General features: G+C 60.9%; 13 protein-coding genes. 8 read left to right on the plus strand and 5 right to left on the minus strand.

The features are described 5' to 3' along the window. Positions 1 to 894 precede the first annotated feature (894 nt). The 4 genes from HB630_RS25095 to HB630_RS25110 all read left to right on the plus strand — a co-directional run bounded on the left by HB630_RS25095 (position 895) and on the right by HB630_RS25110 (position 3,656). Entirely contained in the window at positions 895 to 1,494 is a 600-nt protein-coding gene (locus HB630_RS25095; protein WP_213775399.1) for a PEP-CTERM sorting domain-containing protein, read from the plus strand. A gap of 165 nt (positions 1,495 to 1,659) precedes the next feature. Beyond that, positions 1,660 to 2,427, plus strand: coding sequence for a PEPxxWA-CTERM sorting domain-containing protein (locus tag HB630_RS25100; RefSeq protein WP_213775400.1), 768 nt, complete (start codon positions 1,660 to 1,662; stop codon positions 2,425 to 2,427). 613 nt (positions 2,428 to 3,040) lie between these two features. Further along, positions 3,041 to 3,337 carry a hypothetical protein gene (locus HB630_RS25105; protein ID WP_213775491.1) on the plus strand — a complete coding sequence of 99 codons (297 nt, stop codon included), beginning with the start codon at positions 3,041 to 3,043 and terminating at the stop codon, positions 3,335 to 3,337. 85 nt (positions 3,338 to 3,422) lie between these two features. Next, positions 3,423 to 3,656 (plus strand): hypothetical protein, encoded by a 234-nt coding sequence (locus HB630_RS25110; RefSeq protein ID WP_213775401.1) that lies wholly within the window; start codon positions 3,423 to 3,425, stop codon positions 3,654 to 3,656. Between the two features lie 138 nt (positions 3,657 to 3,794). Here HB630_RS25110 and HB630_RS25115 read toward each other — a convergent pair whose 3' ends face one another. Then, positions 3,795 to 4,598 (minus strand): LssY C-terminal domain-containing protein, encoded by an 804-nt coding sequence (locus HB630_RS25115; RefSeq protein ID WP_213775402.1) that lies wholly within the window; start codon positions 4,596 to 4,598, stop codon positions 3,795 to 3,797. Positions 4,599 to 4,909: 311 nt separating this feature from the next. Between HB630_RS25115 and HB630_RS25120 the strand changes: the two genes are divergently transcribed. Then, on the plus strand, positions 4,910 to 5,263 hold the full coding sequence (locus tag HB630_RS25120) for a DUF6481 family protein (RefSeq protein WP_213775492.1): 354 nt from the start codon (positions 4,910 to 4,912) through the stop codon (positions 5,261 to 5,263). 67 nt (positions 5,264 to 5,330) lie between these two features. On the opposite strand, the gene HB630_RS25125 is transcribed toward HB630_RS25120, so the two are convergent. Then, positions 5,331 to 5,564: a pentapeptide MXKDX repeat protein gene (locus HB630_RS25125; protein ID WP_213775403.1), complete on the minus strand. Its 234-nt coding sequence runs from the start codon at positions 5,562 to 5,564 to the stop codon at positions 5,331 to 5,333. A 362-nt stretch (positions 5,565 to 5,926) separates the two neighbouring features. On the opposite strand from HB630_RS25125, the gene dctP reads away from it, so the two are divergent. From dctP to HB630_RS25140, 3 genes are read left to right on the plus strand one after another with little or no spacing between them, the layout of a single operon-like run. Further along, on the plus strand, positions 5,927 to 6,949 hold the full coding sequence (dctP, locus tag HB630_RS25130) for a TRAP transporter substrate-binding protein DctP (RefSeq protein ID WP_213775404.1): 1,023 nt from the start codon (positions 5,927 to 5,929) through the stop codon (positions 6,947 to 6,949). Beyond that, on the plus strand, positions 6,946 to 7,500 hold the full coding sequence (locus HB630_RS25135; RefSeq protein WP_213775405.1) for a TRAP transporter small permease subunit: 555 nt from the start codon (positions 6,946 to 6,948) through the stop codon (positions 7,498 to 7,500). The genes dctP and HB630_RS25135 overlap by 4 nt, the downstream gene beginning before the upstream one ends. Then, the gene (locus tag HB630_RS25140) at positions 7,497 to 8,855 is read left to right on the plus strand and encodes a TRAP transporter large permease (protein ID WP_213775406.1); all 1,359 of its coding nucleotides are present in this window, start codon (positions 7,497 to 7,499) and stop codon (positions 8,853 to 8,855) included. The genes HB630_RS25135 and HB630_RS25140 overlap by 4 nt, the downstream gene beginning before the upstream one ends. A gap of 3 nt (positions 8,856 to 8,858) precedes the next feature. On the opposite strand, the gene HB630_RS25145 is transcribed toward HB630_RS25140, so the two are convergent. From HB630_RS25145 to HB630_RS25155, 3 genes are read right to left on the minus strand one after another with little or no spacing between them, the layout of a single operon-like run. Then, on the minus strand, positions 8,859 to 9,767 hold the full coding sequence (locus HB630_RS25145; protein ID WP_213775407.1) for a hydroxymethylglutaryl-CoA lyase: 909 nt from the start codon (positions 9,765 to 9,767) through the stop codon (positions 8,859 to 8,861). An 8-nt stretch (positions 9,768 to 9,775) separates the two neighbouring features. Next, complete coding sequence (locus HB630_RS25150) at positions 9,776 to 11,782, minus strand: acetyl-CoA carboxylase biotin carboxylase subunit (protein WP_213775408.1); 2,007 nt, start codon at positions 11,780 to 11,782, stop codon at positions 9,776 to 9,778. 2 nt (positions 11,783 to 11,784) lie between these two features. Beyond that, positions 11,785 to 13,389: a carboxyl transferase domain-containing protein gene (locus tag HB630_RS25155; protein ID WP_213775409.1), complete on the minus strand. Its 1,605-nt coding sequence runs from the start codon at positions 13,387 to 13,389 to the stop codon at positions 11,785 to 11,787. Positions 13,390 to 13,498 lie beyond the last annotated feature (109 nt).

A 13,498-nucleotide genomic window follows, 5' to 3' on the forward strand; every position in this document is an offset into this window, starting at 1 on the left:
TCGCCTCTGGACCTGGCCGCCCGTCATGTTTTCCTCGAGCGGACCGAAACAATCGTCGCACGGCTTTTGCTGACGCCGATATCTGTTTCACAAGCACCCCGCGGCTTAGACTTGCCGGCCGCATCTTTCGCCAGAATCGTGTCGAGCTTTGAGACGTCCGGCATCATTTACCCCGGGGCACGCTGCGATCGATCGAGGGCGCGATCGAGCCGGTCGCCAAGCAGTCGATCGCGGCCGTCAACCGCTCCTCGACCCCGTGCATGACCTCGCGAGGATATGTTCCTTCGCGCCCTGCTTGCGATAAAGCGCGAACGAGGCTGATGACCGTTGCCTCCAAGTAGACAAAAGACCGCCTTCGGGCTGTCTTTTATTTTGGATACATCACCCGCGTTCGCATCGCCGACGCCCGGTCATCCGCATGAAGGTGATCGCCGCTGGCGCCCTCGCCCATTAACTAAATCTGCAGGCGTCGATCGTATGATGCCACAGAGACGTAGGTTTTGCGCCGATGCATACAAAGTCCAAAAGATATTTGAGACGCCAGCGCGCTCGCCTGCGAGATGCGGCGGTAAAATCTGCCCCGGAGGCCAAGGAGGCCCCGGAAAACCGTCTCGCGCTTCACATCACGGAATGTATGCGAAAGTTCAGAAATTCCGATCGGCCGAATGAAGAGCTCCAGCCCTACTTTGAGGCCTGATCCATTTCTTTAACGCTGGCTTGTGTGCGTCCAGGTCGGCAAAACGATTATTCTCTCGTTTCAAGGATTGCGTCCGGCGATCTGCGCATCCCCGGTCATCGGTCCCTATTCCGCAGGGGAAGCGCCTTTTGTCGGCTTGACCCCTGTTTTTTGAGACGCTATTATTTCAATATAAAAGTGATAATGGGGCATTTATTATGAATTATATTAGGTCGTCGTTGGCTGGACTCGCACTCTTTTTCGGCATGACGGGCCTTGCTTCGGTCGCATCGGCATCCCCTATCACCTACGATGTTTCCGGGTCGTTCCAGGACATCCCCGGTTCCTCTTATTATTCGGCGCTCAGCGGGGGATCGTTTTCGGGATCGTTTGTCGCACCAAGCGGCACCTTTCCGCTCGGGACCAATTCATACGATTATCTATATAATTATAACATCAATATCTATGCGGCGAACGGCAGCCTATTATCGACGCTCAGCAGCTCCACACCGGGAGCCTATCTGATGATTTCCACCGCTTATCTCGACATCTACGGCGGAGAGCAGATTGATTTCCAGGTAAACGGTGTCGACTATTTACAGTTGATCGTCCCCACGACGTTCAACGGCACAGGCAGCATCATTTCGGGTAACGACCATTCTTACGCTGAAGCCGGCGATGGCAATTACGCATATCTGGCGACTGGTATCATCACAGCGGTTCCCGAGCCCTCTACCTGGGCCATGATGGTACTTGGTTTTGCTGGCCTTGGCTTCATGGTCTATCGCAGGCGCGGCCGCGAGCTTCACGCCGTCTGATCTCGGCAATTCTTTCTCACGCAACAGCACGACGACCGCCTTCGGGCGGTCTTTTGTTGGGGGCGGCGATTCAAGCCGACGATGATGATGATGATGATGATGCGGGAGCAAGGCGCCATTTAATGGCAATGATATTAAAGTGCCCCTTATTTAATTGGACTTAGATTGACTCCAATCAAAAATGAGATTTTATATCTTTGCTTAGAATACCGATTCGTTATTTTTTTGATTTTGGAGGGCAGAATGATTTTGTCAAAGAACGTGGTTGCAGGTTTGGCGGCGCTAGCAGCCGTAACCGGTGGGGCTTGCTCCTCGGCTAAGGCTGAGGTCATTTTAACGGACACGTTGAACAGCATGGGCACCTGCAACACCTGCGGCTCTGGCCCCTACGGCACGGTAACGGTGACACAGGCGAACCCCGGCGATAATTTGGTATTCACGGTTACCCTGGGTGCCAACGATACCTTTGCCCGCAGTGGCGTTAATGACGCATTCTCTTTTAGCTTCCTGGCGGGTGAAACGATCAGCGGACTTCCGGCAAACTTTGCCGTCGACCCCTCCCCCGCGACCGTCAACAACTCACCATTCGGAAATTTCACTTACGGTATCAAGTTCACCTCAGGAACAAACAGCCCGACTTCGACGCTTACCTTCGAGTTGACCGACTCCGGTACCCTGTCTGCAAGCGACTTCCGTCTCTCAACTATCCCCGCCGACAATGGCTCGCATACGTTTGACGCGGCTTATTTCTCGGCTGACATACTCTATTCTCCGCCAGATGGTTCGGCGATCGATCCTGCCGTAGGCGCTACTCTTGCGCCCGTCGTTGCTGCTGTTCCCGAGCCTTCTACCTGGGCCATGATGGTTCTTGGTTTTGCCGGCGTCGGCTTCATGGCCTATCGCAGGCGCGGCCGCGAATTTCACGCTGCCTGATCCCGGCAAGTCTTACTCACGCGACAGCAGGACCGCCTTCGGGCGGTCCTTTTTGTTAGGTTGAGGCACGCCTTCGTTCGCCGGAACGCCATCGCTTGTTCAGGGCCGAGGGCAATGCGGCAGCCAAAATGTACAACGCAATGACCGGCCGATCTGACGCCTCGCAGCCCAACAAGCCATGAAACGATTTTCTCGTGCCGCGAAGTCATTTTCCGGCCCCGCGAAGCCATCCTGAAACGAGCATCTCGTAGCAACATGCCGGATCAAACAACAAGGGTTCGGTCATGTGGGAATTCATCGTCAATCTGATTTACAGCCGGTCCTGCAAAAACTATCTCGCCGAAATGGTGAGACACCAACACAGGTGGATCTGACGGGGCAGCACAGACACAGGCAAGAACCACAGCGGTAAGGCTGGGCTGGTTTCCTCACTGCTTATCGAGCGGGATGTGCTGTTGGTACTCTTTCGATAGCGCGCTGTGGTCGTGCGCAAACACCGTGCGGCTGATCGATCTGGGATCATGTCGTCTACCCTGACCGAAAGAGCTGCTAAACATGGATGCTCCCGGATTTGGCCGGTGATATGCTTGATGCCGAATCAGGGATGTTCGACATGGTTGCTGACAGCAATAGCGAAATTGCCTGGCACCGGGCACAACTCAAAAAGCACCGCGAAGCCTTGAAGGCGCTGGAAGTCTCGAGATTCACGATCGGCGAGATGGCCGACGCCAGGAAGCCCGGCGAAATGCAAAAGGCGGTCGCAGAACTCAAACGGAAAATCGCGCAGTCCGAACGCTGCATAGCGGCCTATGAGCGGCAAACCCGGCGCCCCCTCACCACAGACCTGCAGACCCTTGCCAATGTCAGCTGGGGTAGCTGGAATGCCCGGACCAACGGCGGCCACCGGTGACGCGCCGAGCCCGATCAAGCAGTTCAGCTTTGTCGGCCGGACGGACAATCGGGGATGCGGCCAGCCCGCGATTTTCTGAAGCACCTTGATCCTCGACATCAAAATTCCTGACATCAAAATCCAGCCGCTATTTTCCAGTCCCGTTCGGCAGTTTGATCGGAACATGCCGCGCGGTACTCACAATGACCGGACTACCGTCGGGATGGGCCTGCACCTGGCTCCGGAGAGTCTCCAGAAGCAGAAAGAACTTCTCGGCAAGCATGGGCGTGACCTCCCTGATGAAACGCATTTCCCGGATTGGTCGAGCCGGCGCGATTGAAATTCAATCACTTGTTTGGGAGCAGCCGGGTGCGAGGCGCCGGGCCTCGCATGAGACGAGGCCGCGCCGGCATCAAGCCGATGGCGTCAAATCGATTGAAATTCCGCGGCGGCGCCTGCGCCCGGTTTCTTGGCTGATTTATTGGCCGATCGTATCGCTGACGCCGTGCCAAATCTGGTCCTTCAAGGCAATGAGCGGCGGCGGCGGCAACGTCGCCGGCGGCTCCGTTCGCTTAACGCCGCCTGCGACCAGACTGCCGACATCGATTTCGCCGTCCGTGTAATAGGAATCGCCGCCGCCATTGCGGCCAAACAAGGTCGGGCCGACGCCCGAGATCTGGAACAGGGCATCGACCATCCCGGCATTGCTCAAATCCCGCATCAGCAGATCGCGTTCGGCATCGATGTTCGGCGCGATGTGATGGGTAACCTGCCCGGTGTAATGGCTGAAGCCTACCCCGCGATCATAGGTCGCCGCGCCGAGCCAGACCGGACGGCCGTCCATGCCCTTTTCGAGCACCAGCCACAGCCGGACATGATGCCGCCGGTCCGCGCTTTTGCCGTCAGGCTTCTCGAACGCGAGCTTCTCCTTTTTACCTTGATAATAGAGTGGGCTGACGGGAGCGTCGGTGTAGGGCCGGTCGAGCACCACGCTGCCGATGATCTCGATGCTGGTGCGAAACGTCACGGGATCGGCCGGAAACCAGCCCGCCGCCTCCATGGCGCGCAACACGTCCTGCTCGCTGCCGACCAGCCCGACATTGAGCGCGTCGCCCGGAATGCCGCTGCCGGTCTGCGTTACCATCGGCAGCGAGGCCAAGCCCGGCTCATGCTCATGATGGGCCCACAACGCCGGCAGCGCGGCATAAGCCAGCAGGAAATAGACGATGGCCGTGGCCGAAAGCACGAACAGCCAACGTTTCTCGGTTTGAAGCAGTTTCATTCAAATCGCTCTATGCCGTGCGACCCGTACATGGATTGCTAAATTCCGCCTCACGGTTCCGCGGGGCGGGAAAACCGGAAAGGGGCAGGCGTAACCAACGGTGCGCATTATGGTTTCCATGCGGCAAAGGGCGATGTGATATCCGTACGATTGGGGAGCGTATGGCGCGGTTTACCGCAGAATCGTTTGCAGACGACGTTGCGTCGCCTGATGCACAGGGCTACAAGCCGCGTTTCATCGCGCGTACAATTTGACCGACGTGGCGTATGATCGATGATCTCGCAACAAACAACAAAGGCGACAAGACTTCTATGAGCGGATTCAAGGAACCTGGCTTCGCAGACCGACAAAAAGCCGCTCAGCAGGCACGGCAAAACATTCTGGACAAGTTCCGCGCCCAGCCGGGTGCCGACGATCCGGAGGTCATAAAACGCCGGGCCGAGCGTGAGGCTATCGCTGCCGCGCGAGCCAAGGCCAAAGAGGCGCAGGAGGCAGCGAAAGCTGAACAGAAGCGTCGCGAGAAGGAAGAGGCCGCCGCCGCAGCAGCACAACTTGCGCGCGAAAAAGAGGAATTTGAGGCAAGGCAGGCCGCGCTTGAAGCCGAGCAGAAGGCAAAGCGCGATGCTCGCTATGCGGCCCGCAAGAACAAGGGCAAAAAGAAATAGCCTGACACTTTGCGGGCCCGCCTTCGAGTTCAGGCGGGCCCGCAAGACTTCGAGAGGCTGATGCTTATTACTTCGCCATCTCGTCCTTTTTCATGCCATCTTTCTTCATGCCGTCGCCCTTTTTCATGGCGTCCTTGGACATCGTGTCCTTCTTCATCATCGTATCCTTGGACATGGTATCTTTTTTCATCATGCTGTCATTTCCCATCTTATCCTGAGCGAAAGCGGCGGGGGCCAGCGTCAGGCTGAGCGCGATAGCCGCGATAGAAACGCCAAACGCGGTGCGGGTACGTATGGTCATGGCGGATTATCCTTTTGAAGAGCGACGTCGAGAGCGGCGGATGCCACTGCGGATTTGGACGCTCGTAACGCCCTCTTTGTTACCCGGATTTGGAAAGATTTTACCGCAGTGCCGTCACGGGTTTTCCGAGGGAGCCATCCAAGCCGCCGGCGAATTTAGACGCATTGTTGTCTGATTGTTGTCGGAGTTTCGCCCGGTGTGCGCCGCAGCAATACCCGGACTTGCCTCCACGTTCGGCTTCGAGAATTATCGGGCACCTTCAACTATCCGATTAGAGAAATTTGAGGCCCATATCGGCTAGGATGCGCTCAACGTCGCTATTCGCGTCAAATTAGATGTCACTTTTTAGGGGGAACTTATCCATGCTTACGCGCCGCCACATCCTCGCATCCACGCTTGCCGCACCGGCGATCCTGCGTTTTGGGATTGGAACGGCGCATGCAGCCACCACGCTGAAAATATCGCATCAGTTTCCGGGCGGTACGGTCGACAAGGGCGATTTCCGCGACCGTCTGTGCCGCATATTCGCTGCCGAACTAGCGAAACGAAGCGGTGGCGAGATCACCGCCGATGTCTATCCGAACTCATCATTGATCAAGACCAATGCGCAGTTCTCGGCGATCCGCAAAGGCGCGCTTGATATCACCCTCGATCCTCTTCCCTATGCCGGTGGCGAGGTGCCGGAGGCCAATATTGCGCTCATGCCCGGGCTGGTCACGACCTATGATCAGGGCTTGCGCTGGAAAGGCCAGCCGGTCGGCAAGGCGCTGACGGATTTGCTGGCCGACAAGGGCGTCATCCTGTTGACCTGGATCTGGCAGGCCGGCGGCGTCGCCAGCCGTTCAAGAACAATCCTTGCACCGGAAGACGCCAAGGGCCTCAAGATCCGCGGCGGCTCGCGGGAGATGGACATGGTGCTGCAGACCGCCGGCGCCTCCGTGCTGTCGGTGCCTTCAGACGAAATCTACACGGCGATGCAGACCGGCGCCTGCGATGCCGGCATCACCTCTTCCACCAGCCTGATTTCCTTCCGGCTCGAGGAAGTATCCAAAGCGCTGACGTCCGGCGCGCAAGCATCCTACTGGTTCATGCTGGAGCCGCTGCTGATGTCCAAATTGGTGTTCGACGGTCTGCCGAAAAAGCACCAGGACATCATCCTTAGTCTTGGCAGCGAACTCGAGGCGTTTGGCAGGAAGGGTGCGCAGGCCGACGATACCGAAGTGGCGAAGACCTACGAAAAGGCCGGCGCCAAGGTCAGCTTGCTCGATACCGCCACGGTCAACAAGTGGCGTGACATTGCGCGCGACACCGCCTGGAAGGACTATGGCGCGAAGACCGCGAAAGCAGCCAACCTGCTGAAGCTCGCTACCGACGTCAGCGCGTGATGCACGGTCCGATTCCGGATCGAAACGACCAATCGAACGTCGCGCCGGGTAACTCACCGGTCGCGGCGTTTGAGTACGCATTGGCGTTTTGCAACCGTGTGATCCTCATCCTGGCCGCCTTGGCGCTGATCGCGGCCTGCCTTGTACTGACCGACAGCGTGATCGGACGAGCATTATTCCAGAGTCCGAATTACTGGCAGGACGAGATGGCGGTGTTCCTTCTGGTCGGCGCCACCTTCATGACAGCGGCCTATGTGCAGGGACAGCGCGGCCATATCGGCATCGAGGCCTTCGTCGGATTGCTGCCGCCGATGGTCAACCGCATCCGGCTATGGCTTGTCGATGTCGCGAGCCTGCTGTTTTGCACGTTCTTTGCCTGGAAATCCTGGACTCTGACGAACGAGGCCTGGGTCGACGGCCAGGTTACCAACTCGATGTGGGCGCCACCGCTGGCGATCCCCTACGGCCTGATGGCAATCGGCATGACACTGTTGTGCGTGCAAATCCTGCTGCAGGTTATCATTCCCCTAAGTGGTGCGACGCGCCGATGAATGTGCTGGGAATTGGCGTCAGCTACGCCGTAGCCACCCTGTTTGCGATGTTTTCCGGAATGCCGATCGCCTTCGCGCTCGGCGCGGTCGCATTGGTATTCATGGGCATCTACATGCCCACCGCCTCGCTCGATACCGTCACGCAGGATGTGTATGAGGAGATGTCCTCGATCACGTTGCTCGCGATCCCGCTGTTCATTCTGAAGGGCGCTGCGATCGGCAAGTCCCGCGCCGGCCAGGATCTCTACACCGCGCTTCATGCCTGGCTGCACCGGGTGCCCGGCGGGCTTGGAATCGCCAATGTCTTTGCCTGCGCGCTGTTCGCGGCGATGGCGGGCTCCTCGCCGGCAACCTGCTCGGCGATCGGCTCCGCCGGCATCCCGGAGATGCGCAAGCGCGGCTACTCGGGCGGATTCGCCGCCGGCATCATCGCCGCCGGCGGCACGCTCGGCATCCTGCTGCCGCCTTCGATCACGATGATCCTGTTCGCGGTCGCCGCGGAAAAATCTTTGGGGAGGCTGTTCCTCGCCGGTATCGGACCGGCGTTGCTACTGGTGCTGCTATTCGGCTGCTATGCCGTATTGCGCTTCCGCAAGGAATATGCCGCGGCCCATGCCGCCTATAACGAGACCGGCGCGACGTCGGTCATCCTCAAGCGCGACGATTTCTCCTTTGCCGAGCGCTTCCAGGTTCTGCCCCGCGTGCTGCCGTTCGTCATCCTGCTCACCGGCGTCATGGTCGCGCTCTATGGCGGCTATGCCACGCCATCGGAAACCGCAGGCCTTGGCGGTCTGCTCGCGCTGCTGCTGATCGCATTGATCTACGGCGTTTGGCGGCCGACTGACCTCACGCCGATCCTGACATCGACGATCCGCGAATCCACCATGTTGATGATGATCATCGGCATGTCGCTGCTTTATTCCTACGTGATGAGCTATCTGCATATTTCGCAGTCGGCCGCCGAGGCGATCGTCGCCATGAACCTGTCGCGCTGGGCATTGCTCGCAGCGATCCTCGTCATGGTCGTCGTGCTCGGCTTCTTCCTGCCACCGGTCTCGATCATCCTGATGACCGCGCCGATCGTCCTGCCGCCGCTGCGCGCCGCGCATTTCGACATCATCTGGTTTGGCGTCGTCATGACCATCGTGATGGAGATGGGCCTCATCCACCCGCCGGTGGGCTTGAACCTGTTCGTGATCCGCAACGTCGCACCGGACATCCCGCTGAGCGAGGTGATCTGGGGCACGCTGCCATTCGTGCTGCTGATGATGCTGGCGGTCGTCGTGCTGTGCTTCGTGCCGGGGATATCGACCTTGTTGCCCGATCTCGTGCTGGGGCCGGACGGCAGCCGCTGAAGGCTATTTCCCGGCCCGCTTCTTCGCATTCATCGCCGAGGCGACCCGGCTGACCGGCGGGCGGCCGATCAGCCTGCTGATTTCATTGGTCGCCGCCAGCAATCCGGGCATGTCGACCCCGGTCGCAATGCCCATACCTTCCAGCATGTAGACCACATCCTCGGTCGCGACGTTGCCGGTGGCGCCGGGCGCGAACGGACAGCCGCCGAGGCCACCGGCCGCGGAATCGATCACCCGCGCTCCCTCTTCCATGCCGGCATAGAGGTTGGCCAGCGCCTGCCCGTAGGTGTCATGAAAATGCATCGCGAGGTTTTCCATCGGCACCTGACCGGCCACCGCACGCAACAATTGCCGGGCCTTGGCCGGCGTGCCGACGCCGATAGTGTCGCCGAGCGAGATTTCATAGCAGCCGAGATCCCACAGGGTTTTGGCGACGTCCACGACCGCCTGCGGCTTTACCTCGCCGTCATAGGGGCAGCCGAGCACGCAGGAGATATAACCGCGCACCTTGATCCCATCCGCCTTGGCGCGGGCCATGACCGGCTTGAACCGCTCGATCGACTCCGCGACCGAGCAATTGATGTTGGCGCGCGAAAAGCCCTCGGAAGCCGATGCAAACACCGCGACCACCCTGGCGCCGGCCGCGCGCGCCGCCTCATAGCCCTTTTCGTTCGGGACCAGCACGTGGAATTCGCCGCCGCCGAATTGACTGACCCCGCGCAACACCTGGTCCGAATTCACCATCTGCGGGATCGCCTTCGGCGAGACAAAGGCCCCGACTTCGATCGTGTGCAGCCCGGCGCCGAGCAGCGCCTTGATGAAGGCGATGCGGTCCGCCACGCCGACCGGAGTCTTTTCGTTTTGAAGCCCGTCGCGCGGGCCGACTTCGACAATGCGAACGGAATCGCTCATGGCTTGCCTCACGCTGCCGCCGGCTCGACTTCGGCGAGCTCAACGCCTTCCTGTACGATGTCGCCGACCCTGCATTTGATCTTCTTCAGCACGCCCGCGAAAGGCGCGCGCAGGGTCTGCTCCATCTTCATCACTTCAAGCGTCAGGATCGGCGTGCCCTTCTCGAGCGTGGCGCCCTCCTCCGCCAGCAACGCGACCACAGTGCCCGGCAGCGGCGCGACGATCCGGTCTTCGCCGGCCTGTTCCTCGTCGCCGGCGCCGAACGGATCGACCCAGCGCAGGTCAAAACGGCCGTTGCGCGTGCGCAGATACAGTTCATGGCCTTCGATCACGGCGACGATACGCGACTTCGTGCCGTCCAGCGTCACCTCGAAACCGCCATCGCCAGCCGGCGAGAAGGCGAAGCCGAATTGGCGCTCGCCGACCGACAGGGTGGCGGGTCCGTTGCCGTAGCGCAGCGCCACCTTCAGTTCGGCGCCTGATCCCTGGCGAAACGAAAACAGCCGCTGGCGGCATCCGACCGGCATCCAGCCGAAGGTTTGCCACGGCGAATGCACGTCGGCCTGCGAGGTCTTTTGCTCCTCACCGAGGATCGCCGCCACCGCCGCGCCCAGTTCAAGATCGCCCGGCGCCCCGGACACATCTGTCAGGCTGTTCAGATTGCGTTCGATAAAGCCGGTGTCGATGGCATTGGCGCGCACATCCGGATGCGTCACCAGCGCCGACAGGAAGGGCACATTGGTCACAACGCCGCGGATATCGGTTTCTTCCAGGGCGCGATTGAGCCTGTCGATCGCCCCCTGGCGCGTCGGCGCCCAGGCGATCACCTTGGCGAGCATCGCGTCGTAATAGGGCGAGACCGTATCGCCCTCGCGATAACCGGCATCGATGCGCAGGCCATCCACTGCCTCCGGCGTGCGCCAGGTCTTGATGCGGCCGACCGACGGCATGAAATTCTTTTGCGGGTTCTCCGCATAGACCCTCGCCTCGATGGCGTGTCCGTTGAGCGTGATTTGGTCCTGCGTCAGCGGCAGTTTTTCGCCGAACGCCACCCGCAATTGCCATTCGACGAGATCGGTGCCGGTGATCAATTCGGTCACGGGATGCTCGACCTGCAGACGGGTGTTCATCTCGATGAAGAAGACGTCGTTGCCGTCAGAGACGAATTCGATCGTGCCGGCGCCGACATAATTGACCGCCAAAGCCGCCTTGCGCGCGGCGGCGCACACGGCCTCCCGTTGCCGAAGGCTAAGCGTCGGCGACGGCGCTTCTTCGATCACCTTCTGGTGCCGGCGCTGCAACGTGCATTCACGCTCGAACAGCGACAGCAAGTTGCCGTGGCTGTCGCCGATCACCTGCACCTCGATGTGGCGCGGGTTCTGGACATATTTCTCGATCAGCATGCGGTCGTCGCCGAACGCAGCTTTGGCCTCGCGCTTGGCGCTGACGATCGCGGGCGCAAGCTCGGCCCCCGAGCCGACCACCCGCATGCCGCGGCCTCCGCCGCCCGCGGAAGCCTTGACCAGGACCGGAAAGCCGATCCTGTCGGCAGCCTTCGCCAACGTCGCCTCGTCCTGCGCCTCGCCGTGATAGCCCGGCACCAGCGGCACGCCGGCTTTCTCCATCAAGGCCTTGGAGCCGGATTTGGAGCCCATCGCGACCATCATGTCGGCGGTGGGGCCGACGAACACCAGCCCGGCATCGGCGCAAGCCTGCGCGAATTCGGCATTCTCCGACAGGAATCCATAGCCGGGATGGATGGCTTCGGCGCCGCTCCGGCGGGCGGATTCGACCACACGCTCGATGTTGAGATAACTGTCGCGCGCCCGCGCCGGGCCGAGCAGCACGGCCTCATCGGCTTCGGCGACATGCATCGCACCGCGATCGGCTTCGGAAAAGACCGCGACGGTGCGCAGGCCCATCGCCCTGGCTGTGCGGATCACGCGGCAGGCGATCTCGCCGCGATTGGCGATCAGGAGCGTGCGGAATCTTCGGTAAAGCCTGGAGCGATCCATCGTCACATCCTGAACAGGCCGAAGCGCGTGGGCTCGATCGGCGCGTTGGCCGCCGCCGAAAGCCCCAGGCCCAGCACCAGCCGCGTATCCGCCGGATCGATCACGCCGTCATCCCACAGCCGCGCGGTGGCGTAATAGGGATTGCCCTGGCTTTCATACTGGGCGCGGATGGGGCTGCGAAACTTCTCTTCCTCTTTCGCCGGCCAGCGGTCGCCCTTGGCCTCGATATTGTCGCGGCGGACCTGGCTCAGCACCATCGAGGCCTGCTCGCCGCCCATGACGGAAATGCGGGCGTTGGGCCACATCCAGAGGAACCGCGGACTATAGGCGCGGCCGCACATGCCGTAATTGCCGGCGCCATAGGAGCCGCCGATCACGACGGTGAATTTCGGCACACCGGCGGTCGCGACCGCCGTCACCAGCTTGGCGCCGTCCCGCGCGATCCCGCCGGCTTCGTATTTCTTGCCGACCATGAAGCCGGTGATGTTCTGCAGGAACACCAGCGGAATGCCGCGCTGACAGCACAGTTCGATGAAATGCGCCCCCTTCAGCGAGCTTTCGCTGAACAGGATGCCGTTATTGGCGATGATGCCGACCGGATAGCCCCAAATATGGGCGAAACCGCAAATCAGCGTTTGACCATAGAGTTTCTTGAATTCGTCGAATTCCGAACCGTCGACGATGCGCGCGATGATGTCGTGGACATCGAACGGCTTGCGCCCGTCGGCCGGGACCACGCCGTAGATTTCCTCCGCCGCGTAGAGCGGTTCGCGCGGCTCGCGCATGTTCAGCGCGGCGCGCGCCGGCGGCTTCAGCGTAGCAACGATACGCCGGGCGATGCCGATCGCATGGCTGTCGTTCTGCGCATAATGGTCGGTGACGCCGGACTGGCGCGAATGCACGTCGGCGCCGCCGAGTTCTTCCGCGGTGACGACCTCGCCGGTGGCGGCTTTCACCAGCGGCGGCCCGCCGAGAAAGATCGTGCCCTGGTTGCGCACGATGATGCTCTCGTCCGACATCGCCGGGACATAGGCTCCGCCGGCGGTGCAGGAGCCCATCACGAGGGCGATCTGGGGAATTCCGGCCGCGGACATCTGCGCCTGATTGTAGAAGATGCGGCCGAAATGCCGTTCGTCCGGGAAGATCTCGTCCTGCATCGGCAGGAAGGCGCCACCGGAATCGACCATGTAGACGCAGGGCAGATGGTTCTGCCGCGCGACGTCCTGCGCGCGCAGATGCTTCTTGACCGTCATCGGGTAATAGGTGCCCCCCTTGATGGTCGCATCATTGGCGACGACGACGCATTCGCGTCCCGCGATCCGCCCAACCCCGGTGATGATGCTGGCCGAATGCACGTCGCCGCCATAGAGGCCATTGGCCGCGAGCGGCGACAATTCCAGAAAGGCCGTGCCGGGATCGATCAGCAGATCGACGCGCTCGCGGGCCAGCATCTTGCCGCGCGAGGTATGCCTTGCGCGCGATGCCTCCCCGCCGCCCCCGGCGACCTGGTTGAGCTTCTCGCGGAGGCCCGCGACCAGTGTACGCATGGCATCCGCGTTGCGGGCAAAATCGGACGAGGTGGGGTCGATACTGGAATGAAGCGGCATGGCCTCGGGCCGGTTTCCTGGGGGCTGGTTTCCTGGGCGGCTTATGGAGCGCCGCGATCGACGCTTTGCACTTGCGTCATGGTGTCATTGCGCCACGGCCTTAGGCAAC

The organism is Bradyrhizobium sp. dw_78 (assembly GCF_018449525.1).
GTDB lineage: Bacteria > Pseudomonadota > Alphaproteobacteria > Rhizobiales > Xanthobacteraceae > Bradyrhizobium.

Excerpts from the sequence above, each read along its gene's own strand:
- HB630_RS25095 (WP_213775399.1), top strand. The coding sequence starts at position 895 with ATGAATTATATTAGGTCGTCGTTGGCTGGACTCGCACTCTTTTTCGGC.
- HB630_RS25105 (WP_213775491.1), top strand. The coding sequence starts at position 3,041 with ATGGTTGCTGACAGCAATAGCGAAATTGCCTGGCACCGGGCACAACTC.
- HB630_RS25115 (WP_213775402.1), bottom strand. The coding sequence starts at position 4,598 with ATGAAACTGCTTCAAACCGAGAAACGTTGGCTGTTCGTGCTTTCGGCC.
- HB630_RS25120 (WP_213775492.1), top strand. The coding sequence starts at position 4,910 with ATGAGCGGATTCAAGGAACCTGGCTTCGCAGACCGACAAAAAGCCGCT.
- HB630_RS25125 (WP_213775403.1), bottom strand. The coding sequence starts at position 5,564 with ATGACCATACGTACCCGCACCGCGTTTGGCGTTTCTATCGCGGCTATC.
- dctP (WP_213775404.1), top strand. The coding sequence starts at position 5,927 with ATGCTTACGCGCCGCCACATCCTCGCATCCACGCTTGCCGCACCGGCG.
- HB630_RS25140 (WP_213775406.1), top strand. The coding sequence starts at position 7,497 with ATGAATGTGCTGGGAATTGGCGTCAGCTACGCCGTAGCCACCCTGTTT.
- HB630_RS25145 (WP_213775407.1), bottom strand. The coding sequence starts at position 9,767 with ATGAGCGATTCCGTTCGCATTGTCGAAGTCGGCCCGCGCGACGGGCTT.
- HB630_RS25150 (WP_213775408.1), bottom strand. The coding sequence starts at position 11,782 with ATGGATCGCTCCAGGCTTTACCGAAGATTCCGCACGCTCCTGATCGCC.
- HB630_RS25155 (WP_213775409.1), bottom strand. The coding sequence starts at position 13,389 with ATGCCGCTTCATTCCAGTATCGACCCCACCTCGTCCGATTTTGCCCGC.